The following is a 20,966-nucleotide window of genomic DNA, read 5'->3' on the forward strand; positions in this document are numbered from 1 at the left end:
AGATATTGCGATTGCGAATAAAGCATTCCGACTTAAAGAACTTCAAGGGATGTATGACGACTCTGGTAGGAATAAGCGACTTAAGCAGAATCTACTAAAACAAGCTTTTCAAGAAACAGATGGGCGAGTTACACGGCAGGAACATACTGGCGCAAATGGTGGTGCAATAAAAACCGAGACTGAACAAAAACAATCTCTACCAAAATACACACCAGATGAACTCGCCAACATGACACCACAAGAGCTTTCACGTTTAGCGATTACAGGTAAGTTATGACTTATGCATTAGAAGAAATCGCACCACTCATTAAAGATTGGACGATGAACACGCGTTTGCCTGAAGTTGTAGCTGAAATGACACGGCGCTATTACTACAAGGCTTTAATTGAACAATGCGAGTTGAGCCAAGAGGCAGAGGTGTATAAATGCAAGAATGATCCTGTGCATTGGTTTAATCAGTGGATCTGGACATACGATCCACGTGGTATGGCATTTGGTTTACCTGCAAATATTCCATTTGTACTACGCCCTAAGCAAGTCGAGTTAGTCGATTGGTTGTTGGAGCGTGAGAACACGCAGACACATGGCTTAATTGAAAAAAGCCGTGATGAGGGAATGTCTTACGTTGTTTTAGGTTTTTTTCTACATCGTTGGTTGTTTGTCGAAGGTTTTGCAGGTGGCGTGGGGAGTCGTAAAGAAGAACTCGTGGATAAAAAGGGGGATCCTAAAACTCTATTTCATAAGTTCCGTGACATGTTCTCAAAAATGCCAGATTGGATGAAGCCTAAAAATTTTGTCGAAAAAGTTCATGACAACTATATGCGAATCATTAACCCAGACAATGGTGCAACCATCACAGGTGAGGCTGGCGATAACATTGGTCGTGGTGGGCGTACCACAATGTACTTCCTTGATGAATGGGCATTCGTAGAACGTCAAGAAGCAGTAGATGCAGCAATATCACAGAACACGAACGTACACATTAAAGGATCTACACCCAATGGTATTGGTGATCGTTTTCACCAAGATCGTTTTAGTGGTCGTTATTCCGTATTCACAATGCCTTGGCGAGCTAATCCAGATAAAAATTGGACTGTGGAATATAGTGGGGAGGTTATTCATCCGTGGTATGAAAAGCAATTAGCCACATTAGATGATGTGGTTTTAGCGCAAGAAGTTGATATTAACTATGCTGCATCTGTAGAAGGCGTGTTGATTCCAAGCACATGGATTCAAGCTGCTGTAGATGCTCATATCAAATTAAACATTGAGCCAACAGGAACTCGCATTGCAGGTCTAGATGTGGCAGATGAGGGTAAGGATAAAAACTCATATGCAGCTCGGCATGGCATCGTACTAAATTATTTAGATACCTGGTCAGGTAAAGGCGATGACATATTTGGTACTACGCAAAAGGCAATGGATCTATCTATAGATCAATCAATAGATACGCTTTTCTATGATGCAGACGGCTTAGGAGCTGGATGCCGAGGCGATGCGCGAGTTATTAATGAACTGCAACGTGAAAAAGGATTGCCTGAAGTAAATGTTGATTCTTTCCGAGGTTCTGGCTCGGTGTATGAACCCGATGATGAGATGGTGGAAGGTCGAAAGAACCAAGATTTCTTTGCAAATCTTAAAGCTCAGTCTTGGTGGTGGTTGCGAATACGCTTTCAGGAAACATTTAGAGCTATTGATGGGCGTGAATATGATCCAGATATGTTGATCTCGCTCGACAGTAACGCGCTGAATGATAGAGAACTCGCGTTGCTTACAACCGAGTTGTCTCAACCAACTTATACCAAAAACGGCACAGGCAAAATCTTAGTTAATAAGCAGCCTGATGGTACAGCATCACCTAACCGCGCAGATAGCGTGATGATTTGCTTTAACCCGCAAGTTTCAAGTTTGGATATTTGGAGCAAGCTTTAATTCGGAAAATTCTATGGGATTATTAAAATTTACTGCGGACAGTTTTCAAAACTTCGCAGCCCGAGTTGGCTTGGGGGCAGGAAGTCAACATGATCAGTCAACGTATGGTTTCAACTTTTTAAGTCGTAATAGAACTTTGCTTGAATCAATGTATCGTTCGAGTTGGGTTGTTGGGCAAGCGGTTGATGTTGTTGCGGATGATATGACCCGAGAAGGCATTAATATGCAGGGTTTGAGTGGTCCTGAAGAAACGGAACAGTTAAATCAGGTACTAGACGATTTGCAAGTATGGGATAAATTAAACGAAACAATCAAATGGTCGCGTTTATATGGTGGTGCTGTCGCCGTGATGATGATCGATGGTCAGAATATTTCCACACCGCTCAATACTAAAACGATAGCAAAAGGACAGTTTAGAGGTCTTCTGGTTTTAGATCGCTGGATGGTATTACCAGACTTACAGGATCTAGTCACTGAGTATGGTCCTGATTATGGAATGCCTAAGTTTTATGATGTGATTACAGATTCCGTTGGTTTAGTTAATCAACGTATCCATTATTCTCGTATTTTGCGTTTTGATGGTGTGAAGCTCCCATACTGGCAAGCCATTGCTGAAAATCTTTGGGGGCAATCAGTTATTGAGCGTTTAGAGGATCGTTTAACATTATTTGACAGTGCAACACTTGGGGCGGGACAACTCGTATATAAAGCACATTTACGTACATATAAAGTAGAAAAATTACGCGAGTTAATTGCAACTGGTGGACGTGCTTATGATGCATTGGTAAAGCAGATACAACAGATTCGTATGTGGCAATCTAATGAAGGTATGACCCTCATGGATGCTAAAGATACTTTTGAGACACATCAATATAGTTTTACTGGTCTAGATAGTGTGTTACTTCAACTGGGTCAACAGCTTTCAGGTGCTTTAGGTATTCCACTTGTTCGATTGTTTGGTCAATCACCTGCAGGTTTAAATGCAACTGGTGAATCTGATCTTGCAAACTATTACGACAATATTAATCAGCAGCAAGAGGGGCGTATGCGCTCCCCATTACATCGTTTGCTTGAAGTGGTTTCGCAATCTGCATTAGGGAAACCATTACCAACATCATTTAAGTTTGATTTTGCTTCATTGTGGCAGATGGATGACAAGACTAAAGCTGAAGTTGCAAACACGACTGCTGATGCTGTTACGAAAGTGGAAGAAGCAGGATTAATTAGCCGTAAGACTGCACTTAAGGAATTGCGCCAATCAAGTGAAGTGACTGGAATTTTCTCACATATTACAGATGAGGAAATTGAACAGGCTGATGACGATCCACCATCGCCATGGAGTGAATATGAATCGAATGAATCCGAAATTAGCGAGAAGAATGGAGATTCGATACAGTCAGCAGCTTAGAAAGATCGCACATTATGTTGATACGATTGTAAAAGGCTTTGATGTAAACGATCCGCGTTCATATCCGCTTATCACAGCATCATTAAATGAATATTCGAACACGCTGCACCACTGGGCACAGAATGCAGCAGGCAAGATTATGACAGATGTAGCTTTGCGTGATGAAAAGACTTGGTTGATCTATGCTCAAGACTTATCACGTGGTGTACGTGATCAGATTCGCAATACCGACATTGGTGCTGTATACCAGCAGTTGCTTGATGAGCAGGTGAAGCTGATCAAATCCCTACCACTAAATGCTGCTCAGCGAGTTCATGATCTTTCAACTCGCTCGTTGATTGAGGGTGGACGTGCAAGTGAGATTGCAAGTTTGATTTTAGCAACAGGTCATGTAACTAAGGCACGTGCAAACACAATTGCACGCACTGAGGTTAGTCGAGCCACGAGCGTGTTTACCCAAGCGCGTGCACTTAATTTGGGTTCCGATGGTTATATATGGCGTACCAGTGATGATCTAGATGTCAGACCAAGCCACGAGGCAATGAATGGTAAATTTGTGAAATGGGATGAGCCACCTACTTTAGATCGAATGACAGGACATGCAGGATGTCTACCTAATTGCCGATGTTATTGTGAACCTGTAATACCAGATGATTTTTAGCCACCGAGAGGTGGTTTTTTATTGCCTATTGCAAAGGTAAAACCATGTTTAAAAAGAAACCTAAAACCAAGGCAACAGTAGATCGTTCAAATTTCTATACCACTGGATTGATTGGTCGAACTCGCGAAACAACTCCTGAGGGTTATTTGCTTTGCCGTGATGTACCTATCGCACGCATTGGTAAGCTGATGTATGGCGATGGTGAGGTGCCAGTTACTGCTGATAATAAAGGCTTAATCATTATCGAACGCGATGAAGAGGCTTTATTTAATCCTCAGACGATCGCGAGTTTAGAAGGTAAACCTATTACAGATGATCATCCAGATGATTGGGTTAGTCCACAGAATCATAAAGAGTTATCCAATGGTACAGCTCATAACCTTCGCCGTGGTGAAGGGATTGAGTCTGATTATTTAATTGCAGATCTTCTTATTACAGACAAGGATACGATTGACGCTGTAATGGGTGGAAAGGTGGAAATATCTCTTGGCTATGATGCTGACTATACTGAAATCAGCGTAGGTAAAGGGATTCAAACAAATATTTTTGGTAATCACATTGCTCTCGTTGATAAAGGGCGTTGTGGATCACGTTGTTCAATTGGAGATAGTTTTATGCCTAAACCAAATAAAGGCTGGTTGGATCGCTTACGCAAAGCGAAACGTACAATCGATGAGGCTTTGGAAGAAGCTAAAAATACTGAAGACTCAGAAGAGGAAACGGAGGATGAAGATGATAATGAAGATTCAGGCACTCAAACTGGTGATGCGGCATTTCAGCGTCAAATGTTGAAATTCATGCGTACGGTTGATTCTCGCCTTGGTGCTTTGGAAAAGAAAAAAACTAAAGATTCTGACGATGAAACCGAAGATGAAGATGGGGAAGAAACTACCGATTCTGACGATGAAACTAAAACTGAAGATGATGTTTTGGAAGCTGAAGCAGCTACAAAATTGTCTGAAAATGGTGTGCAAAACCATACAGGTGATTCCCTTAAGGTTATTCTATCTCGTGCGGAAATTCTTGCACCGGGTATAAAGCTACCAACGATGGACAGTGCTAAAAATGGCAAGGCTGTTTTAGGTGCGAAACGCGCTGCATTAAAACAAGCGTTTGCCACAACGGATGGTCAAAAAGCCATTTCACCTTTTATTGGTGGTCATACAGATTTTGACACTATGCCTGTGGCTACAATTGATGCGGCATTCATCGGTGCATCTGAATTGATCAAACAGCAAAATAATGCTGCAGGTGTGCGTTCAGGTATCTCAACACGTGATTTTGGTCGTGCACCTGCATCACCGGCAGACATTAACGCGCGTAATCGTGAATTTTGGAATAAAGGAAAATAAGCATGAGTAATGCATTTTTATATCGTATGCCATCTGGCATTCCAGGTGATGTGAGCCGTAAATCACATTCAACGATTGAAGCACATCTTGCGGTCGGTAATTTCGGCGCGTTTGGTGTGTTTGGTAAATTAACAGTGAATGGTTTTGTACCTTTAAGTGCTGCTGACACTGCTGTTTATGGCTTGATTGTTCGCTCATACCCTACACAATCTGCGCTGAATGGTTTAGGTGCTGCTGTACCACAATCAGGCATCATGCATGACGTATTACGCCGTGGTTATATGACTGTGCGTTGTAATGCGGGTACTGCCAAAAAAGCAGGTTCTGTGTTTGTTCGAGTTGCTGCGGGTACTGATCTCAAGCCGATTGGGGGTATTGAGGCGATTGCCGATGCTGCCAATACAATTGAATTAAAAAATGCCATGTTTATGCATGATGCGGATGCGCAGGGCAACGTAGAAATCTCATTTAATATCTAAAGTTTAATTGGCATAAAACAAGGCGCTATGTGCGTCTATTTTTGTGTCTGGAGAAAATAAAAAATATGAGTAAATTACTCTTAGCCACCACCATGTCACAAGCATTAGCAATGGGTAATCCTATCCGTGCACGTACACGTGACAATGGTATGGGAATGCGTACTTTTGATGCTCGTACAATTGATAGTACTGGTGCGTTCTTGTTGGATGAACTCGAACGTCTTGATCAAACTATGCATGACCCACTGGTCAGTGTGACATGGGGGCGTGACATTGATTTACGTTCAGATGTATCAATCGCTGACGAGACATCATCATTTACGAACTCAACATTTGCAGCGGCAGGTGGACCATCACCAAGTGGTAAAGCATGGGTGGGTAAAAATACAGATGCGATTGCAAGTATTGCACTCGATATTGGTAAAACAGCACAACCATTAACACTTTGGGCAACTCAAATTGGTTGGACTATTCCAGAGCTTGAGTCAGCTAAAGCCGTAGGGCGACCTGTAGATTCTCAAAAGCATTCAGGATTGCTGCTTAAGCATCAAATGGATGTGGATGAGCAAGTTTATATTGGTGATGACATTATTGGTGTTGAAGGTCTATTAAACTCATCAAAAGTGGGTGCAACCAACGTCAATAAAAACTGGAAACTCGCGACACCACAAGAAATTTTAGATGATGTAAATCTCATCTTAAATAACGCTTGGTTAGCCTCAGGTTTTGCTGTTTGTCCTGATAAGCTACTGTTACCACCAAATCAATTTAGTCTTTTAACATCACGTGTCGTGAGTGAAGCAGGCAATATCTCAATTCTCGAATTTTTGAAAGCGAATAGCTTGGCAAACTCTGTAAATGGTCGTGAACTTGATATTCAGCCATCAAAATGGTGTGTTAAGCGTGGTGTGGGTCAAACAGATCGAATGATGACTTATACACAATCTGAAAATCGCGTTCGTTTCCCAATGGTGCCTTTACAACGCACGCCAATTGAATACCGTGATTTACGTCAATTGACCACTTACTTTGGTCGCTTAGGTGCAGTTGAGTGGGTTTATCCTGAAACTGCTTATTATGCTGATGGTCTATAAGGAACTGTTATGTCTAAGTTAGTACAAATTTTATTAACTAAGCAGCTCACAGTGAACCTTGGTCGTGATGACCAAGGAGAGGTGAAGACTGTTGTGCTTGAAGCGGGTATTCAGGAAGTTGAACAAGAAATTGCTGAACATTGGTTTGTTAAAGCGCACTCGCAAGAAATTACAACAAGTGATGCGAGTTCACATGCTTTACAAGTCGAACTTGATACTGCTAATGCTGCCATCAAGTCTTTAACAGCGCAATCCACCGCCGCTGACGCGAAGATCGCAGAGCTCGAAAAAGCAGGTAAAGCGAAGGATAAAGAGATTGCTGATTTAAAAGTGCAATTAACCAAGGCTCAACAATCCACCGCCCCTGACGCGAAGGTTAAATAATATGATCAGTGAATCATCTTTTCGGGAAACTATGCCGATGTTTGCTGATACTACGGTTTATCCGCAATTTCAGTTTAATTTCTATTTAAAACTTGGGTTAAAGCTTTTAAACGAGCGCCGTTGGGATGACTTGCTTGATGAGGGTTTAACCTTTTTTGTTGCTCATTATTTAACACTGTATAAACGTTCAATGGCTTTCGCAGCCATTGGGGGTGATGCAGGAAAAGTAGTAGGCAATGAAACCTCAAAGTCAGTTGATGGTGTTTCAAAGTCTATGGATGTGTCAGGGATTTTAAATACTGATGCAGGGCATTGGAATCAGACTACATTTGGTTTGCAGTTCTATCAACTCATGATGATGATTGGTGCGGGAGGTATTCAGTTGTGAGTGATGTTATAACTACAGGCAATGGCATGTTAGATATCATGCAAGCTATTTCTGAATTATCTCAAGTTGAAGTTCTGGTGGGTGTGCCTGAGGGTGAGATTAGGTCTAATGCGGATGGATTATCTAATGCGGCAATTGGTTATCTTTTAGAGACTGGATCTCCAGCTATGAATCTACCTGCGCGCCCACATCTAGCTCTTGGGGTTGAAGAGGTACAAGAGGATGTGGCGGAAAGGTTAACTAAGGCTGTCGATGCTGCATTATCAGGTAATTCTAAGCGTATGTATCTGTATTTAGAATCCGCGGGCATGAAAGCAACGATGAGTGTTAAACGTGTGATTAATAGTGGTGACTTCACACCATTGGCACCGCTTACAATCAAAGAGCGCAAACGCCGTGGTCGTAAGTCTGAAAAACCATTAATTGATACAGCTCAGTATCGAAACTCGCATACATACATCATTAAGAAAGGTGATAAGGAGATCAAGCGTGCCTAGTTTGGATGTTTCAGATGTTCTTCTTGATCCTGATTTTATGACTAGCGATTTGGTATGCAATCGACAAACTGTGATTATGGGGGACAATGGTCGCCCACAATCCACATTACTTAGCACTCCATTTTCAGGTGTTGTTACAACCAACAGTGGTTTGAATATGGATCGCCGTGAAGATGGTACCTTAATTAAAGGTGCTATCAATATTCATACACAATTTGCTTTAACTTCAGGTGACGCGAGTTCTAAAGCTGACGAGATTATTTGGAAGGGTAAAACCTACATTGTTTCGCAAGTTTTAAATAATCAGCATTATGGTAATGGCTTTGTGAAAGCTATTTGCGAGTTAAAACCTTTATCAGGATAAATTATGGCTGACTCTGCTACAGGTGGGTATATCTCACCTAGCGGATCTATTGCCTACGACCAAGAACTCGAAGACATATTTCAAGCATTTATTGTAGGGATAACATCCTTGCAAGGGGCTTTTGTACGTCCGCGTTGGCAAACAGAACCACCACCTATGCCAAATATTGATCAAGATTGGTGCGCATTTGCTGTGAAATCAATCACACCAGATGATGGTCCATACTTTAAGAAAGGTTTAGAGAGCATGGATTCTATACGACATGAATCCATTGAATTGTTCTTATCTTTCTATGGTCCACATGGGCAACAGGTAGCCAGTCTTTTCAGAGATGGTTTGGCTATTCCGCAAAATATTGCTCAGCTCCGCGAGCACAAAATCAAATTTATCGAGTGTGGCCAAGTAATCTCGGCTCCCGATTTTCTAAATAATCAATATGTTCATCGCTATGACGCGATAGCTCGTTTTAGTCGAAAAACGCTAAAAACTTGGGCGATATCGTTATAGATTAGGAGTGATCAATGGTACTTCCAGTTTCAAATGTGGTGAATGTTAGCATTTCAATTGCTGCATTAGCCGCAGGACCGCGTTCGTTTGGATCTTTACTTATTCTTGGCACAACAAGTGGGGTAATTGATACAACTGAACGTATTCGCGAATATTCTGTGATTGATGAGGTTGCGGAAGATTTTGGGGTTGACTCAAATGAATATAAAGCAGCACTTTTATATTTTGGGCAATCACCACGTCCACGTACTTTATATGTAGGGTACTGGGACAAAACAGCATCAACATCTGAAAAGCTCGCAGATGCAATTGCTGATTGCTTAGATTCTTTAAAGTGGTATGGATTGGTCATTGCTGAGGAGTTGACAGAAGCAGAGGTCTTATCTGTAGCTGCATTAATTCAAGCTGCCACACCCGTACGTCGTTTTGGGCATACAACAGATGATGTGAATGCAATGTCTAGTATTAATACTACTAATATTGCTTACAAACTCAAAGAAGCGGGTTACGGTCGAGCTTTTTGCATTTATTCAAGTACTACTGAATTTGCAGCGGCATCGGTATTTGGACGAGCATTCAGTGTTAATTTTTATGGATCTAAAACAACAATTACACTTAAGTTTAAGCGATTACCTGGTGTTACCCCTGAAGATCTAAAAGTATCCCAAGGTAGCGCGTTGGCAGCCAATAACTGCAATGTCTTTGCTAAGTACAATAATGGCACCTCGATTTTCCAAGAAGGTGTTAATTGTGATGGTACATTCATTGATGAAGGGCATGGCTTAGATTGGTTGCAAAACCATTTAGAGACGGCGCTCTGGAATCTTTACTACACATCAACTACTAAAATTCCTCAAACCCCCGCAGGTGTAAATACACAATGTGGTGTTTTAGAACGCGCATGTGAACAAGGTGTTACCAATGGTTTACTCGCTGAAGGTGTTTGGAATGGTGATGACTTTGGCACACTGGTTCGTGGTGATTATTTACCTAAGGGTTTTTATGTTTATGCCAATAACTTAGATGATCAAGCTCAATCGGAACGTGAAGCACGTAAAGCACCAGTATTTCAAATTGCAGCAAAAACAGCAGGTGCAACACATTTCGCTGATGTAATTGTTTCGGTTAATCGTTAAGGAGAAAATATGTCAACGTACAGCTTTATGGACACTCAATGCTCTTTAACGAGTGATGATGGTGTTGTGGATCTTGGTTATGGTGCTGCTGTTGCGGATGAGGGTATTACATTTGCAATGGCTGGTGATAAGAACACGATGACGATGGGGGCAGATGGTGAGGGGATGCACTCATTACATGCAGATAATTCTGGCCAGATCACCATTCGTTTTTTAAAAACTTCTCCAACAAATGCCAAGTTGATGAATTTATACAATATTCAAAAAACATCATCTAAGAAGTGGGGGAAAAATACAATCACGCTGAATCACACAGGCTCAGGTGATAACCACACCGCATCAAAATGCGCGTTCAAAAAAGTTCCTGATTATGTGAATGCGAAAGATGGATCAGTAGTTGAGTGGGTCTTTGATTCGATCAAAGTTGATATGAAACTCGGAACGTATGAGTAAAGGCTATGGAAATAACAATCAGTAATCAGAATTACACCATCGGGCGCTTAAATGCACTCGATCAGTTTCATGTATCTCGAAAGATTGCACCGATCATTCCTAAGCTTATTCCGATTATCAGCGAGGTTGCAAAAGGTGGTTTATCTAAAGTTTTGGAATCAATTAAAGGTGAAGAAGATATCGATCTTGATGATATCGATTTGAAAGAACTAGATGGGCTTTCTGATGCGCTATCACCGTTAATGGATGCATTAGCTGAAATGTCCGAAGAGGACACCAACTTTGTGATTCACAAGACTTTAAGTGTTGTACTTCGCAATGGTGCGGTTATGTGTCGTGGACAATCCATCATGTTTGATGATTTGGATATGATGCAGATTCTCCCACTTGTGATTGCTGTAATTCGGAAGAATCTAGGAAATTTTATTCAAGATCTGCTTACGAAGGCACAGAATATGAAGAAGCAGATCGAGGAATAAGTTTTAAATCATTACCAGGTCAAGAAGACTGGCTATTACGACCAGTCATCAAAGGCATGTGTAAGTACGAATCGTTAATTAATAAAACTTTAGATCTTGCTGATCTTGCCTTAATGAATGATGCCCTTGATGTAGTTGCTGACAATGAGCAGCTCATCGAGGAGGCAAGGGAAAGAGAGAGTAAAAATAAATAGGAAAAATATTTCATGGCACAAGCAGGTGTAATTCGTGACTTCATGGTTGCATTAGGTTTTAAAACCGATAATTCGGGTTTAGAAAAAATGCAAGGTGCCATGGAAGGTGTAGAACTCAAAGCTACCGCACTAAAAGGTGCATTGATGGCTTTGGCGACTGGTGCAGTTATTGCGGTTCGCCAAACAGCAAGCGAGTTGGATAAACTTTATTTTTCATCTCAACGTATCGGTGCAAGTGTTAGTAATATTAATGCATATGGTAATGCTATTACTCAATTGGGCGGCAGTGCTGAGGAAGCGGTAGGTACCCTTGAATCTCTTGCTGAAAAGATGCGTAACTCTCCAGGTTATGAAAGTCAGATTAAAAGTCTCGGTGTGGATACACGTGATGCAAATGGTGAAATGCGCGACCGTGTTGAAATGATGAAAGATCTTAGTGGTGTGCTGGCTAAAATGCCGGCATATCAAGCCAATGCCTATGCAAGTTCGCTAGGTATTGATCAAAATACATTGTTAGCCATGCGTGATGGAAAGTTTATGGCCAACATGGAGAAATACCAAAAGATTCAAAAAGAACTCGGTATGAGTGACGAACTCGCTAAATCTGGCAATGAGTTTATGACGGAATATCGCGATCTAACCATGATGACTAAGACTGGATTTCAAGTCATCGTGATGCAAGCAGGTAAAGCATTAATTCCTGTCTTGAGGTTACTAAATCAATTGATTCAAGCTGGTATACACGCATTCTCTCAACTCAATCCGCAGATCAAAGAGGGTTTAGCTGTTGCACTGCGCTTTGGCATGCTTGCAATTATTTTTGGAGCATTTTTTAAAACTTTTGGCGTGTTGTTAAAGATCATACCTCTACTCAAAATATTTATTGGTTTGCTAAAAATGATGCGTCTCGCGTTCTTAGCATCGCCAATCGGTATTATTTTGGCTTTAGCATCTGCCTTGGCTTTGCTTTACGACGACTATAAAACTTGGCGTGATGGTGGGAAGTCTTTATTTGATTGGTCTAAATGGACAAATGGTATTGATACGATTATCAATAAAATTAAAGACTTTTTGAAAATGTTAGATGAAATTAAAGATAAAGTTATTAATTTTGTTCAAAAAGTTATTTCTGATCCAGTCGAAGCTGTTAAAGAGGTTGCTGAGATTGCAGCAGATGAAGCTAAAAATCTTGCTCAAAAAGGTGCTGATGCTCTCAACGATAAAATTGCAGAAACTGATACAGGTAAAAAGATCTTAGATAAAGTTGGTGAAGGTACTGCAAAAGTTTCGGCTTTCTTTGGGAATGAAGAAGCTCAAAATGCTGTAAAAGCAAATGAAGGTAAGCCTGCTACAACATTGAGTGATATCACTAAAAAAGGTGTTGATGTTTTAGTGGGGACTGCGAAGGTGGTGCAGAGTGAAGTTAAAAAGACTGTAGGAAGCGATACGAAATACGCTTTTAGCTTTGGTAAAGATGTAGATCAATATATAAAAGAAGCTTCAGTAAAATATGGTATTGATGAGCAGGTGTTGCGTGGGTTTGTAAAGATGGAAGCAGGTTGGACAGGCAAAATGTCACCTACGGGAGCTATTGGTACTGGTCAGTTTATCCAAAGCACTTGGAATGGTTTAGCTAAAACAGATGCTGGAAAAGAGATTGGAATGACTAAGATCGATAAATCAAATTTCAGAAAAGCAAATGATCCAAGAAGAAATAAGCATGTCAATACCTTGGCGACTGGGTTGTTAGCGCAACAAAATTCTGAAGTTTTAAAAAAATATGGCATACCTATAACCGGTGAAAATCTATATTTAGCTCATAATATTGGTGCTGCCACATTTGCAAAAGCTCTAACTGGAAGGGCTAATGCTGATGGATTAAAAGCTATGCGTCAGAATGGAATGAAAGAATCTGAAACTCCTCGACAATTTGTTGATCGGCAAAGAGCTATCTATATGAAACATTATAAAATAGCCAACAAGACAAAAGACTTAAGCCTTGTAACACCAACTAATTCTAGAGAATTAGCAAAGTTTGCACAGAATGCAGAAGTGCCTAAAGGTAACCCGCACAAGGCGCAAGTGAATAGCTCAAATATGCAATCACGTAGCATAGTTATTCATCAAAGCTATAAAACTGATATGTCTATTAGTGGTGTTGAATCACCTGTTGAAATAGCAAATACTGTAAAAAAACAACAGGAAAATTCTATGGTATTTATGGCGAGGAGTGCACAGGGGGTTTTGGGTTAATTGGCATCTATATCATTTTGGAGTTGTTCAGCTCTTTGATTGTTGAGTGAGATAATGCAATTAGAGTGATTATTCATTTCATTATGATAGTTACTGTATGCTGTACAGTAACTATCACGATATGCTAGCCATGTTTTTTGAGAATACTCAAGCTCTTGAATCACGTGTGGGTTATATGATATTTGATCTTTACTGATAGATTTTAATTTATTTAATTTTAGTAGAACATTCGCTAAAGATTGTTTTTCATAACACTCGGCAACACCGGATGGAGTTTTTTGTATTAGTTCACATTCAGTAGCCCAAACTCCACCACTAAAAGCTGAAATAACTATTAAAAGTAGTAGTTTGCTCATTGGATATCCTTAAGTATTAAGTTATTTTCAAGTGACTTTAAATTAATAATGTTAAGTTGAGGGCACCATTCACAGCCAGATTTTATTGCTTGAGCAAATATTTGATCTTGTATGGTTAGTTCAGAATTAGGTATAACTTTGTAATATTCTTGCTGAGTGAGAACAATCCTACAAGGGTGAATCCAGTACGAGTTATCATTTTTAATAAAATTATTTGAAATGCTACAGCAGTATTTTTTAGGTTCATCAACTAACAAGCTATCTAATACACATCTCAAGGTCTGGAGCACATCATAAGATTTTTTTTCAATCCCATTAAATAGTATATACACTCCTTTCCAATCAGATATATACCTCAATAAAGCCAAAGCTGTTTTAATTTGGTGAGCTTCCATTTCAAAACCAGTAAAAAAATGATCCTTTTTGAATAATATGCTTTCACAGTAATATTTAGAGGATTTAGCAATTTGAAGGGCGAAAGGGAAAAACTCAGACTTCGATTTAGGAAATACGAGAATAAGAATACCTTTATAATCGCTGCTGAACGGCTGGATAGTCTGTTTGGGAGGAATATGTAAAGGAAGTAGCATTTACATTGTGTGGTATTAAGAAATAGTGTTTTCTTAATACCTTATTACATCTCAAAACTCAATAAAAATATGCTGAATTAAATTTTACACATCTTAAACCCACCACTCAGTGGGTTTTTTAATGGAAAAAATATGGCAATCACAGATTTACTTTCTAGTGCGGTCTCATCGCCACTTCTAGAAAAATCAGGATCATTATTATTGGCAGGCAAAGGTCGCACCATTATGGGGTTGACTGCTGATGTAACGATTGAAGAAAAGCATAAAGATGAAACTATCATTACCAGCCATCCTGTAGATCAGGGCTCACCCATGAATGATCATGCATACAACGAACCTCCAGATCTCAATGTGAAAATTGGTTGGGCAGGTCCTGCATTGGAGTTGAGTGCTATTTATCAGGGATTACTCACACTCAAAGAAAACTTTGTACGGTTAATCGTAATGACTGGTAAGCGCTTATATACAGATATGTTGATTAAGAGCATAAGCGTAACAACGGATCTCCAAACAGAAAATGCTTTAGTTCTCGAGATAAATTTTAAGAAAGTTTTTATTGTTAAAACTGCTGAAACTACCGTAGCTATTGAAGACCAAGCAGAGCCTGAAATTACAGGACAAGTGCAAAATGGCGGGACTGTGCAAAAAACTGCCCAGAGTGAATCAATGCTTTCACAGTTAACAGGATTGGGTGAGGTTGGTGGAGCATATATACCAGGATTATAAAAATGGCTATTTTCAAAATTCCTTTAATTTCAACAAATCATAGAGTCAATGTGGCACTTGGAAAGACAACATACACATTGCAATTCATTTATCGAGTGAATAAATGGTTTGTCGATATTCTAGATCTAACAGGTGAATACTTGATTGCGGCGATACCTATGGTCATTGGTGATAACCTGCTTGGACAGCATCAACATATCATTCAAGGTGGCTTATATGTGAGCAATACCAATGAGGATGAAGCACATCGTTTTAGTGATTTAGGGCAGACAATTCAATTGTATTGGAGTGAATAATGGCTGAGCAATGGTTGAGACAATTTAAGCTAACAATCCAATTGCAGAAAGGTGCACCAGAGGCATTAGACTTATCCCAATTTAAAATCTATTTCAGAATTGGACAAGCAACTCGCGATACACCACAAGCTGCTGAAATATATATCTACAACTTGTCTGATGACACAATGAATAAACTCGCGGGCAATGACAGTGAAAATAAAGACACGATCATTACCTTGGAATTCGGTTACAAAGGTTCTCCACTTGAAACCATATTTAAAGGACAGGTTTTTCAATTTCGTCGTGGTCGTGATAACCCAACAGACAAATGGTTGTGTGTATTAGCACAGGCGGGGGAGCACCTTAAAAATTATGGCGTAATTAATCAAAGTATACCCGCAGGTACCACAATTGATGATGCTGGAAAAGTGTTGAACAAGGAGATGGAAAAATATGATGTTGTCACTGGTGAAGTACCTCAATTAAGTGATCAACAATACCCGCGTGGGCGTGTTTTCTTTGGCTCTCTATATAATCACATGGAACAGTTTTACACTGAAAATGATATCGTGTTTGATATTAGCGATGGAATGTTTACAGCTAATACTATTTTTGGGCATTTAGACAAAGCGGAAATTATCATCAATCGAGATACTGGAATGGTTGGAATGCCGCAATTAACCACAGAAGGCTTAGAGGTGACATGCTTACTCAATCCAAAGCTTAAGCGTGGTGTGCGAATTAATGTTGATATGAAGAATATGCAGACTGAATCTTATGATATTGCATATGAGCAGCAGGAAAAAGATCAGGTTTTTAAAAATCCAAATAAAGCCACCAACACGGATGGTATTTTTATTATCCAATCGGTGGAAATGGTCGGGGATACACGCGGTACGGAATGCTATAGCAATCTCGTTTGTACTGCGTTAAATGCCACGGTTCCTAAATCTGGAGTATCTATCAAGGCGGTGGACTAGCATGGCAATATCATTAAGTGAAAGATCACCTGATCAGTTGAAGATCATTAAAGATGCAATTAAGGCTGAACTCGCTCAATTTTGGAGCGCGTTACCTTGTGAGGTTGAAACATACGATCCAAATGCTGTCACGGTGACAGTACAACCAACGATACGTATTCCAATTCGCACAATTGAGGGTGAACTCGAATTATTGCAAATGCCAGTCTTGCAAGATGTACCTGTGATGTTCCCATGTGCGGGTGGCTTTACGATTACACACCCAATCAAAAAAGGTGATGAGTGTTTTGTGGTGTTTGCTGATCGTAATATAGATCTTTGGTGGCAATCAGGCGGTATTCAAAATCCATTTGACATGCGTAAACATGATTTGTCAGACGGTTTCGCATTCTTTAGACCTCAATCACAAGCCAATAAGATCACTGGTATTTCTACCAAAGATCTAGAAATTCGAAATGATGAAAACTCATGCAAGATAAAAATCACTCCTGCAGGTGAGATCCACTTTATCGGCACTAAGTCAATTTTTGAATGTCCAGTCGAAATGAAAGAAACTTTAAGAGTTGATAAGGCGACAAATCTTAAAACAACCTTGGGTGTTTTGGGCAAATCAACATTTACTGCAGGTGCGAGTATTAGTGGGATTGAATTTGATCAGCATTTACATGGTGGTGTCAAATCTGGTGGCGATGATTCAGGCACACCCAAATAAAACATAATTTTTATATAGGAGGCGCGAAAGCGTCTTTTTTATGCGCTATAGAAAACTAGATACAGATGGTGATTATGTGTTTGGGTCAGGTAAACACGATTTTTTAAAAGACTCACCTGAAGCGGTTGGCCAAGCTGTTTTGACACGTTTAAAACTTTGGCTTGCAGAATGGTTTGCCGATACATCTGCGGGTACGGGATGGACGCAAGCAATTCTTGGTCGTCAGTCTGAAAACTTATATGAAATGACATTAAGACAACGAATCTTAGAAACACCTGGTGTTTTAAGTATTGATGAGTTTTTCAGTAATTTAGATCCAAATACTCGAAGACTTGCTGTTACAGCAACTATAGAAACGATTTATGGGTCTTATGCACTTAGCAGCGGAGAATTAAGGGTATGACTTTAACTACGGTTGCACCAGTCCTCACGAAAGCTGGTGTTATTGCACCAACATATTATGAAATCGTTGAGTACTTTAAAGAAGAGTATCGAAAAATTTATGGTGATGATGTTTACCTAGAAAGTGATAGTCAAGATGGACAATGGATCGGGATTATTTCCCGTGCTATTGCAGAATGTGGGGCTGCATGTGTTGATGTTTATTCAACATTCTCACCAAAGACAGCATCTGAAGAAGCATTATCACGTAATGTGGCAATCAACGGAATTACGCGTGCATTGGCTACATATTCTTATGTTGACTTACTCATTACAGGCGTCGCCGGCACAGAAATTAAGAATGGATCCGCAATTGATACCAATAACAATAAGTGGATTTTTCCTGAGTTAGTCTTAATTCCTGAAAGTGGCCAAACTCTAATTACAGCGTGTTCCGAAAAAATTGGCAGTGTACTTGCTCAAATTGGTAATGTGAATAAAGTTGGAAAGCCAACACGTGGCTGGCAGAGTGTAATTAATCAAACCACATCACAACTTGGCGTGTCCGTTGAAAGTGATTTAAAGCTACGTCAACGACAAGCTTTATCTGTGGCAATACCATCACAGTCAAAAATTGATGGAATTAAAGGCGCGTTATTCGGATTGTCGGGTGTTTCTCGTTGTAAGACGTATGAAAACAATGAAGATGAAATAGATGAGTTGGGATTACCACCACATAGTGTATGTATTGTTGTAGCGGGGGGTGATGCAATTGAAATTGCCCAAATCATGCGAGCAAAAAAAAGTATGGGGTGTAAGTACTTTGGTAACACTCAAGTCACAGTGCAAAACACTTTTAATGAGCCTGAGCAAATTTCATTGTATCGACCGAATGTGATTGATATCGGATTTCAAATTAATATGCAGGCTTCGACTGAATATACGAGTGAAATAGGTGTAGATGTAAAGCAAGCCATTGCAGATTATGTCAATCAGTTAGATATTGGTGACAGAATTACTTTAAACAAGGTTTACATCCCTGCAGGTTTATACGGGAATTTAGACTCTATGACCTACGAGATTCTTTCCATAATGATTATTGCGAATGATGAAGGGGTTGAAGGTGATTATAAGCTTCTGTTTAATGAAGTCGCATATTGTGATACCGATAATATTTTGATCAATATCTCAGGCGGCGCATAATGAGTACGGATAAATATCTCGCACTAATTACCAGTCAGCATCGTAAACCCAGATTTGAACAAGTTGTTTCTATTGCAGTAAATCCACTTATCGATGCTTTATTATTCCTTCGCAATTTAAACTCTAACTTCGATTTAAATACCGCTAAGGATTCACCTTTAGAAATTCTTGCTGAGTGGGTGGGTGCGCCAAACTCAGTACCTAATGCTTTCCCGATTGCATATTTTGGTTTTCGAGATCAACCCAGTGCATTACCGTTTGCTGAGCAAGATGGAACGGATTGGGGAGGTTTTTGGCGTGAATCTGGTATGAGCAATTCAAGTGCTATGCAGATGAACAATGTACTTTTTAAAAAAGTGATAAATGCAAAAATTAAGCTAAACAATACTGATTGCTCACTTGATTCTGCCAAAGAAATTATCAGCATGATTACTGATAAAAAGTTCACAATTAAGGATAACAATGACATGACTGTTACCTTTAATTTTCTAAATACTTATGAAGACTGGGAGCGTGAGCTTGTTCGTATGATGTTTCCTTTACCTGCAGGTGTGCGTTTATTATTTGGTGGTGAAAATGACTATTAAAAAATTAATTGAATTTGCGGAAAATGGGGATAAGAATACTAATGGTTTAGATCTAGATCGTGGTTTTCCCTCTCGACTTATGCCGGCTCGACAGTGGTTTAACTGGTTGTTTAATTCGCTGACTGTAAAAGTGAATGAGTTGATCGATGCTATTGATTCACCAACTAGCGATTTAAATAAAAATTTGAAAAAATTGGAAGAATCAGAGATAGGCACAATCAAGCTATGGTTGTCTTTGACTATTCCTGAGGGGTATTTAGAGATTAAAGGGCAGACCCTCAATAAAGCAGATTATCCAATTTTATTTCAAAAATATGGAATATCAGCTAATCAATATACTTTACCGGACACACGAGGCGAGTTCGTACGTGGTTTAGATAATGGTCGTGGAGTTGATGTGGGGCGTTCTTTAAAGTCAGCACAAGCAGATATGCTAAAGTCTCACAGTCATACATATTTTAAAGATAATGTGGGTGGGGGTAGCTCATCAGCCGGTGGTTCTGGTTCTGGTAGTGATGATAATACGAGTAGTACTGGTGGTACTGAAACTAGACCTCGAAATATTGCCATGATTTATATTATTAAAGTTAAGTAAGATTTAAAAAAATAATGCCACCGAAAGGTGGTTTTTTAATGCCTGAAGAAAGGTGATGTATGCGCGTAAATAATTGGAATAATATTTTAAGTAACACTCGTAATTTAAATGATGTTCTTGTGATTGTGAGAAAAATACTTGCAATGATGGGAGATTTATCAACATTAGATGCTTCAGAAATTTTAGAGAACATAAATTCAATCATTGACTCATCAGTTAATGGTTTTGATGAAAAACAGCTTATTGTGATCAATGATTTTAAGCGTTTAATGGAGGAATTGGCTGCAACCAATGCCGGGGAAAATGGCTGGTTGGCTGAGTTGATTGCTTATGGTGATATAACACAGAAAGAGTTTAACGAAAATCAAGAAAAGATCAATGATGAAACGATTCAATATGCTCTTAATATTTCAGAATTAAGACAACTAAAACCAAGAAAAAATGGCTCAACAGCAATGACACTTGGTTATAGTGAGACTGGAATAGGAGCAGGTGTTTATCTCTTTGATAAAAATATAGTAAATAATGATGATGCGGGTGAATACATCCGAGTGAATGGTATTCAAGGGGCATGGGTACTACAACCGCAAAATGAAGTATCTCCTGAGCTTTTTGGAGCTATTGGAGACAAAATAACAGATGATGCTGAATCTCTAAGAAAATGTGGTCTATTTGCAGAAAAGTATAATTTAAAGATTAAAGGTGAATCAAAGGTTGGTTATTACTTTGCATCAGATGTGACGATCTATAATGACTTTGACGTGGAAGGGCTATATTTTAACGCAAGCGAATCAAAATATGGGAGCCTTTATATAAAAACAAAAAAAGAGCCAGAAATTATTACTTTGAGCTCATTAAGAGGTTTAACAGAGGGGAGTTCTAAAATCACAGGTTTTCCATTATCGGCGGTGGGGAAATATGTGCGTTTTAGTACGGCAACTACTGTACTAACGGAGCGTAATAACGATAATCAGAAA

At 39.6% G+C, this 20,966-nt stretch carries 26 protein-coding genes and 2 pseudogenes; 26 read left to right on the forward strand and 2 right to left on the reverse strand.

Annotated features, from left to right (window positions below):
* The 17 genes and pseudogenes from C9E89_RS19525 to C9E89_RS19600 all read left to right on the forward strand — a co-directional run.
* Window positions 1-277: pseudogene (locus tag C9E89_RS19525) on the forward strand (DUF2280 domain-containing protein); the annotation flags it as partial.
* Window positions 274-1,932, forward strand: coding sequence for a terminase (locus C9E89_RS19530; protein WP_107009893.1), 1,659 nt, complete (start codon window positions 274-276; stop codon window positions 1,930-1,932). The pseudogene C9E89_RS19525 and the gene C9E89_RS19530, both read left to right, overlap by 4 nt.
* A gap of 13 nt (window positions 1,933-1,945) precedes the next feature.
* On the forward strand, window positions 1,946-3,340 hold the full coding sequence (locus C9E89_RS19535; RefSeq protein WP_107009894.1) for a DUF1073 domain-containing protein: 1,395 nt from the start codon (window positions 1,946-1,948) through the stop codon (window positions 3,338-3,340).
* Window positions 3,312-4,001, forward strand: coding sequence for a phage head morphogenesis protein (locus C9E89_RS19540; protein ID WP_107009895.1), 690 nt, complete (start codon window positions 3,312-3,314; stop codon window positions 3,999-4,001). Before C9E89_RS19535 ends, C9E89_RS19540 begins: the two co-directional genes overlap by 29 nt.
* A gap of 44 nt (window positions 4,002-4,045) precedes the next feature.
* Window positions 4,046-5,353: a DUF2213 domain-containing protein gene (locus C9E89_RS19545; protein WP_107009896.1), complete on the forward strand. Its 1,308-nt coding sequence runs from the start codon at window positions 4,046-4,048 to the stop codon at window positions 5,351-5,353.
* A gap of 2 nt (window positions 5,354-5,355) precedes the next feature.
* Complete coding sequence (locus tag C9E89_RS19550) at window positions 5,356-5,832, forward strand: structural cement protein Gp24 (RefSeq protein ID WP_107009897.1); 477 nt, start codon at window positions 5,356-5,358, stop codon at window positions 5,830-5,832.
* 65 nt (window positions 5,833-5,897) lie between these two features.
* Complete coding sequence (locus tag C9E89_RS19555; protein ID WP_107009898.1) at window positions 5,898-6,926, forward strand: DUF2184 domain-containing protein; 1,029 nt, start codon at window positions 5,898-5,900, stop codon at window positions 6,924-6,926.
* A gap of 9 nt (window positions 6,927-6,935) precedes the next feature.
* Window positions 6,936-7,310, forward strand: coding sequence for an STY1053 family phage-associated protein (locus tag C9E89_RS19560; protein ID WP_107009899.1), 375 nt, complete (start codon window positions 6,936-6,938; stop codon window positions 7,308-7,310).
* A gap of 1 nt (window position 7,311) precedes the next feature.
* The gene (locus C9E89_RS19565; protein ID WP_107009900.1) at window positions 7,312-7,698 is read left to right on the forward strand and encodes a DUF4054 domain-containing protein; all 387 of its coding nucleotides are present in this window, start codon (window positions 7,312-7,314) and stop codon (window positions 7,696-7,698) included.
* 26 nt (window positions 7,699-7,724) lie between these two features.
* Window positions 7,725-8,195, forward strand: coding sequence for a hypothetical protein (locus C9E89_RS19570; RefSeq protein WP_107009901.1), 471 nt, complete (start codon window positions 7,725-7,727; stop codon window positions 8,193-8,195).
* The gene (locus C9E89_RS19575; RefSeq protein ID WP_107009902.1) at window positions 8,188-8,559 is read left to right on the forward strand and encodes a hypothetical protein; all 372 of its coding nucleotides are present in this window, start codon (window positions 8,188-8,190) and stop codon (window positions 8,557-8,559) included. Before C9E89_RS19570 ends, C9E89_RS19575 begins: the two co-directional genes overlap by 8 nt.
* Window positions 8,560-8,562: 3 nt before the next feature.
* Window positions 8,563-9,066 carry a phage neck terminator protein gene (locus tag C9E89_RS19580; protein ID WP_107009903.1) on the forward strand — a complete coding sequence of 168 codons (504 nt, stop codon included), beginning with the start codon at window positions 8,563-8,565 and terminating at the stop codon, window positions 9,064-9,066.
* Between the two features lie 14 nt (window positions 9,067-9,080).
* Window positions 9,081-10,202 carry a DUF3383 family protein gene (locus C9E89_RS19585; protein ID WP_107009904.1) on the forward strand — a complete coding sequence of 374 codons (1,122 nt, stop codon included), beginning with the start codon at window positions 9,081-9,083 and terminating at the stop codon, window positions 10,200-10,202.
* 9 nt (window positions 10,203-10,211) lie between these two features.
* On the forward strand, window positions 10,212-10,655 hold the full coding sequence (locus C9E89_RS19590) for a phage structural protein (protein ID WP_107009905.1): 444 nt from the start codon (window positions 10,212-10,214) through the stop codon (window positions 10,653-10,655).
* Between the two features lie 11 nt (window positions 10,656-10,666).
* The gene (locus tag C9E89_RS19595; RefSeq protein WP_378228269.1) at window positions 10,667-11,134 is read left to right on the forward strand and encodes a phage tail assembly chaperone; all 468 of its coding nucleotides are present in this window, start codon (window positions 10,667-10,669) and stop codon (window positions 11,132-11,134) included.
* A 56-nt stretch (window positions 11,135-11,190) separates the two neighbouring features.
* The gene (locus tag C9E89_RS24170) at window positions 11,191-11,328 is read left to right on the forward strand and encodes a DUF6889 family protein (RefSeq protein WP_373431890.1); all 138 of its coding nucleotides are present in this window, start codon (window positions 11,191-11,193) and stop codon (window positions 11,326-11,328) included.
* Window positions 11,329-11,340: 12 nt separating this feature from the next.
* Window positions 11,341-13,581 (forward strand): phage tail tape measure protein, encoded by a 2,241-nt coding sequence (locus C9E89_RS19600; RefSeq protein WP_107009907.1) that lies wholly within the window; start codon window positions 11,341-11,343, stop codon window positions 13,579-13,581.
* Here C9E89_RS19600 and C9E89_RS19605 read toward each other — a convergent pair.
* On the reverse strand, window positions 13,578-13,937 hold the full coding sequence (locus tag C9E89_RS19605) for a lysozyme inhibitor LprI family protein (RefSeq protein WP_107009908.1): 360 nt from the start codon (window positions 13,935-13,937) through the stop codon (window positions 13,578-13,580). The two genes, C9E89_RS19600 and C9E89_RS19605, sit on opposite strands and share 4 nt — an antisense overlap.
* Window positions 13,934-14,332 (reverse strand): hypothetical protein, encoded by a 399-nt coding sequence (locus C9E89_RS19610; protein WP_147305734.1) that lies wholly within the window; start codon window positions 14,330-14,332, stop codon window positions 13,934-13,936. Before C9E89_RS19610 ends, C9E89_RS19605 begins: the two co-directional genes overlap by 4 nt.
* 327 nt (window positions 14,333-14,659) lie before the next feature.
* Here C9E89_RS19610 and C9E89_RS19615 point away from each other — a divergent pair, with 327 nt between their 5' ends.
* The 9 genes and pseudogenes from C9E89_RS19615 to C9E89_RS19655 form a co-directional block, all read left to right on the forward strand.
* Entirely contained in the window at window positions 14,660-15,253 is a 594-nt protein-coding gene (locus tag C9E89_RS19615; RefSeq protein WP_107009910.1) for a phage baseplate protein, read from the forward strand.
* 2 nt (window positions 15,254-15,255) lie between these two features.
* Window positions 15,256-15,549 (forward strand): phage baseplate plug family protein, encoded by a 294-nt coding sequence (locus tag C9E89_RS19620; protein WP_107009911.1) that lies wholly within the window; start codon window positions 15,256-15,258, stop codon window positions 15,547-15,549.
* A complete protein-coding gene (locus C9E89_RS19625; RefSeq protein ID WP_107009912.1) occupies window positions 15,549-16,511 on the forward strand; it encodes a baseplate hub protein in 963 nt (320 codons plus the stop codon). The genes C9E89_RS19620 and C9E89_RS19625 overlap by 1 nt, the downstream gene beginning before the upstream one ends.
* Window position 16,512: 1 nt before the next feature.
* On the forward strand, window positions 16,513-17,223 hold the full coding sequence (locus tag C9E89_RS19630) for a Gp138 family membrane-puncturing spike protein (RefSeq protein WP_107009913.1): 711 nt from the start codon (window positions 16,513-16,515) through the stop codon (window positions 17,221-17,223).
* A 40-nt stretch (window positions 17,224-17,263) separates the two neighbouring features.
* On the forward strand, window positions 17,264-17,626 hold the full coding sequence (locus tag C9E89_RS19635; RefSeq protein WP_107009914.1) for a hypothetical protein: 363 nt from the start codon (window positions 17,264-17,266) through the stop codon (window positions 17,624-17,626).
* Window positions 17,623-18,807: a baseplate J/gp47 family protein gene (locus C9E89_RS19640; RefSeq protein ID WP_107009915.1), complete on the forward strand. Its 1,185-nt coding sequence runs from the start codon at window positions 17,623-17,625 to the stop codon at window positions 18,805-18,807. Before C9E89_RS19635 ends, C9E89_RS19640 begins: the two co-directional genes overlap by 4 nt.
* Complete coding sequence (locus tag C9E89_RS19645) at window positions 18,807-19,394, forward strand: DUF2612 domain-containing protein (protein ID WP_107009916.1); 588 nt, start codon at window positions 18,807-18,809, stop codon at window positions 19,392-19,394. Before C9E89_RS19640 ends, C9E89_RS19645 begins: the two co-directional genes overlap by 1 nt.
* The gene (locus C9E89_RS19650) at window positions 19,384-19,989 is read left to right on the forward strand and encodes a phage tail protein (RefSeq protein ID WP_107009917.1); all 606 of its coding nucleotides are present in this window, start codon (window positions 19,384-19,386) and stop codon (window positions 19,987-19,989) included. Before C9E89_RS19645 ends, C9E89_RS19650 begins: the two co-directional genes overlap by 11 nt.
* 59 nt (window positions 19,990-20,048) lie before the next feature.
* A pseudogene (locus tag C9E89_RS19655) lies at window positions 20,049-20,966 on the forward strand (hypothetical protein); the annotation flags it as partial.

This window comes from Acinetobacter sichuanensis (genome assembly GCF_003024515.2).
GTDB lineage: Bacteria > Pseudomonadota > Gammaproteobacteria > Pseudomonadales > Moraxellaceae > Acinetobacter > Acinetobacter sichuanensis.

What these genes read in the sequence shown, in the direction of transcription:
- C9E89_RS19560 (WP_107009899.1), top strand. Translation starts at nt 6,936, where the DNA reads ATGTCTAAGTTAGTACAAATTTTATTAACTAAGCAGCTCACAGTGAAC.
- C9E89_RS19605 (WP_107009908.1), bottom strand. Translation starts at nt 13,937, where the DNA reads ATGAGCAAACTACTACTTTTAATAGTTATTTCAGCTTTTAGTGGTGGA.
- C9E89_RS19650 (WP_107009917.1), top strand. Translation starts at nt 19,384, where the DNA reads ATGACTATTAAAAAATTAATTGAATTTGCGGAAAATGGGGATAAGAAT.
- C9E89_RS19580 (WP_107009903.1), top strand. Translation starts at nt 8,563, where the DNA reads ATGGCTGACTCTGCTACAGGTGGGTATATCTCACCTAGCGGATCTATT.
- C9E89_RS19570 (WP_107009901.1), top strand. Translation starts at nt 7,725, where the DNA reads ATGTTAGATATCATGCAAGCTATTTCTGAATTATCTCAAGTTGAAGTT.
- C9E89_RS19625 (WP_107009912.1), top strand. Translation starts at nt 15,549, where the DNA reads ATGGCTGAGCAATGGTTGAGACAATTTAAGCTAACAATCCAATTGCAG.
- C9E89_RS19590 (WP_107009905.1), top strand. Translation starts at nt 10,212, where the DNA reads ATGTCAACGTACAGCTTTATGGACACTCAATGCTCTTTAACGAGTGAT.
- C9E89_RS19600 (WP_107009907.1), top strand. Translation starts at nt 11,341, where the DNA reads ATGGCACAAGCAGGTGTAATTCGTGACTTCATGGTTGCATTAGGTTTT.
- C9E89_RS19540 (WP_107009895.1), top strand. Translation starts at nt 3,312, where the DNA reads ATGGAGATTCGATACAGTCAGCAGCTTAGAAAGATCGCACATTATGTT.
- C9E89_RS19565 (WP_107009900.1), top strand. Translation starts at nt 7,312, where the DNA reads ATGATCAGTGAATCATCTTTTCGGGAAACTATGCCGATGTTTGCTGAT.
- C9E89_RS19555 (WP_107009898.1), top strand. Translation starts at nt 5,898, where the DNA reads ATGAGTAAATTACTCTTAGCCACCACCATGTCACAAGCATTAGCAATG.
- C9E89_RS19640 (WP_107009915.1), top strand. Translation starts at nt 17,623, where the DNA reads ATGACTTTAACTACGGTTGCACCAGTCCTCACGAAAGCTGGTGTTATT.
- C9E89_RS19535 (WP_107009894.1), top strand. Translation starts at nt 1,946, where the DNA reads ATGGGATTATTAAAATTTACTGCGGACAGTTTTCAAAACTTCGCAGCC.
- C9E89_RS19630 (WP_107009913.1), top strand. Translation starts at nt 16,513, where the DNA reads ATGGCAATATCATTAAGTGAAAGATCACCTGATCAGTTGAAGATCATT.
- C9E89_RS19615 (WP_107009910.1), top strand. Translation starts at nt 14,660, where the DNA reads ATGGCAATCACAGATTTACTTTCTAGTGCGGTCTCATCGCCACTTCTA.
- C9E89_RS19610 (WP_147305734.1), bottom strand. Translation starts at nt 14,332, where the DNA reads ATGGAAGCTCACCAAATTAAAACAGCTTTGGCTTTATTGAGGTATATA.
- C9E89_RS19585 (WP_107009904.1), top strand. Translation starts at nt 9,081, where the DNA reads ATGGTACTTCCAGTTTCAAATGTGGTGAATGTTAGCATTTCAATTGCT.
- C9E89_RS19550 (WP_107009897.1), top strand. Translation starts at nt 5,356, where the DNA reads ATGAGTAATGCATTTTTATATCGTATGCCATCTGGCATTCCAGGTGAT.
- C9E89_RS19635 (WP_107009914.1), top strand. Translation starts at nt 17,264, where the DNA reads ATGCGCTATAGAAAACTAGATACAGATGGTGATTATGTGTTTGGGTCA.
- C9E89_RS19530 (WP_107009893.1), top strand. Translation starts at nt 274, where the DNA reads ATGACTTATGCATTAGAAGAAATCGCACCACTCATTAAAGATTGGACG.
- C9E89_RS19620 (WP_107009911.1), top strand. Translation starts at nt 15,256, where the DNA reads ATGGCTATTTTCAAAATTCCTTTAATTTCAACAAATCATAGAGTCAAT.
- C9E89_RS19645 (WP_107009916.1), top strand. Translation starts at nt 18,807, where the DNA reads ATGAGTACGGATAAATATCTCGCACTAATTACCAGTCAGCATCGTAAA.
- C9E89_RS24170 (WP_373431890.1), top strand. Translation starts at nt 11,191, where the DNA reads ATGTGTAAGTACGAATCGTTAATTAATAAAACTTTAGATCTTGCTGAT.
- C9E89_RS19545 (WP_107009896.1), top strand. Translation starts at nt 4,046, where the DNA reads ATGTTTAAAAAGAAACCTAAAACCAAGGCAACAGTAGATCGTTCAAAT.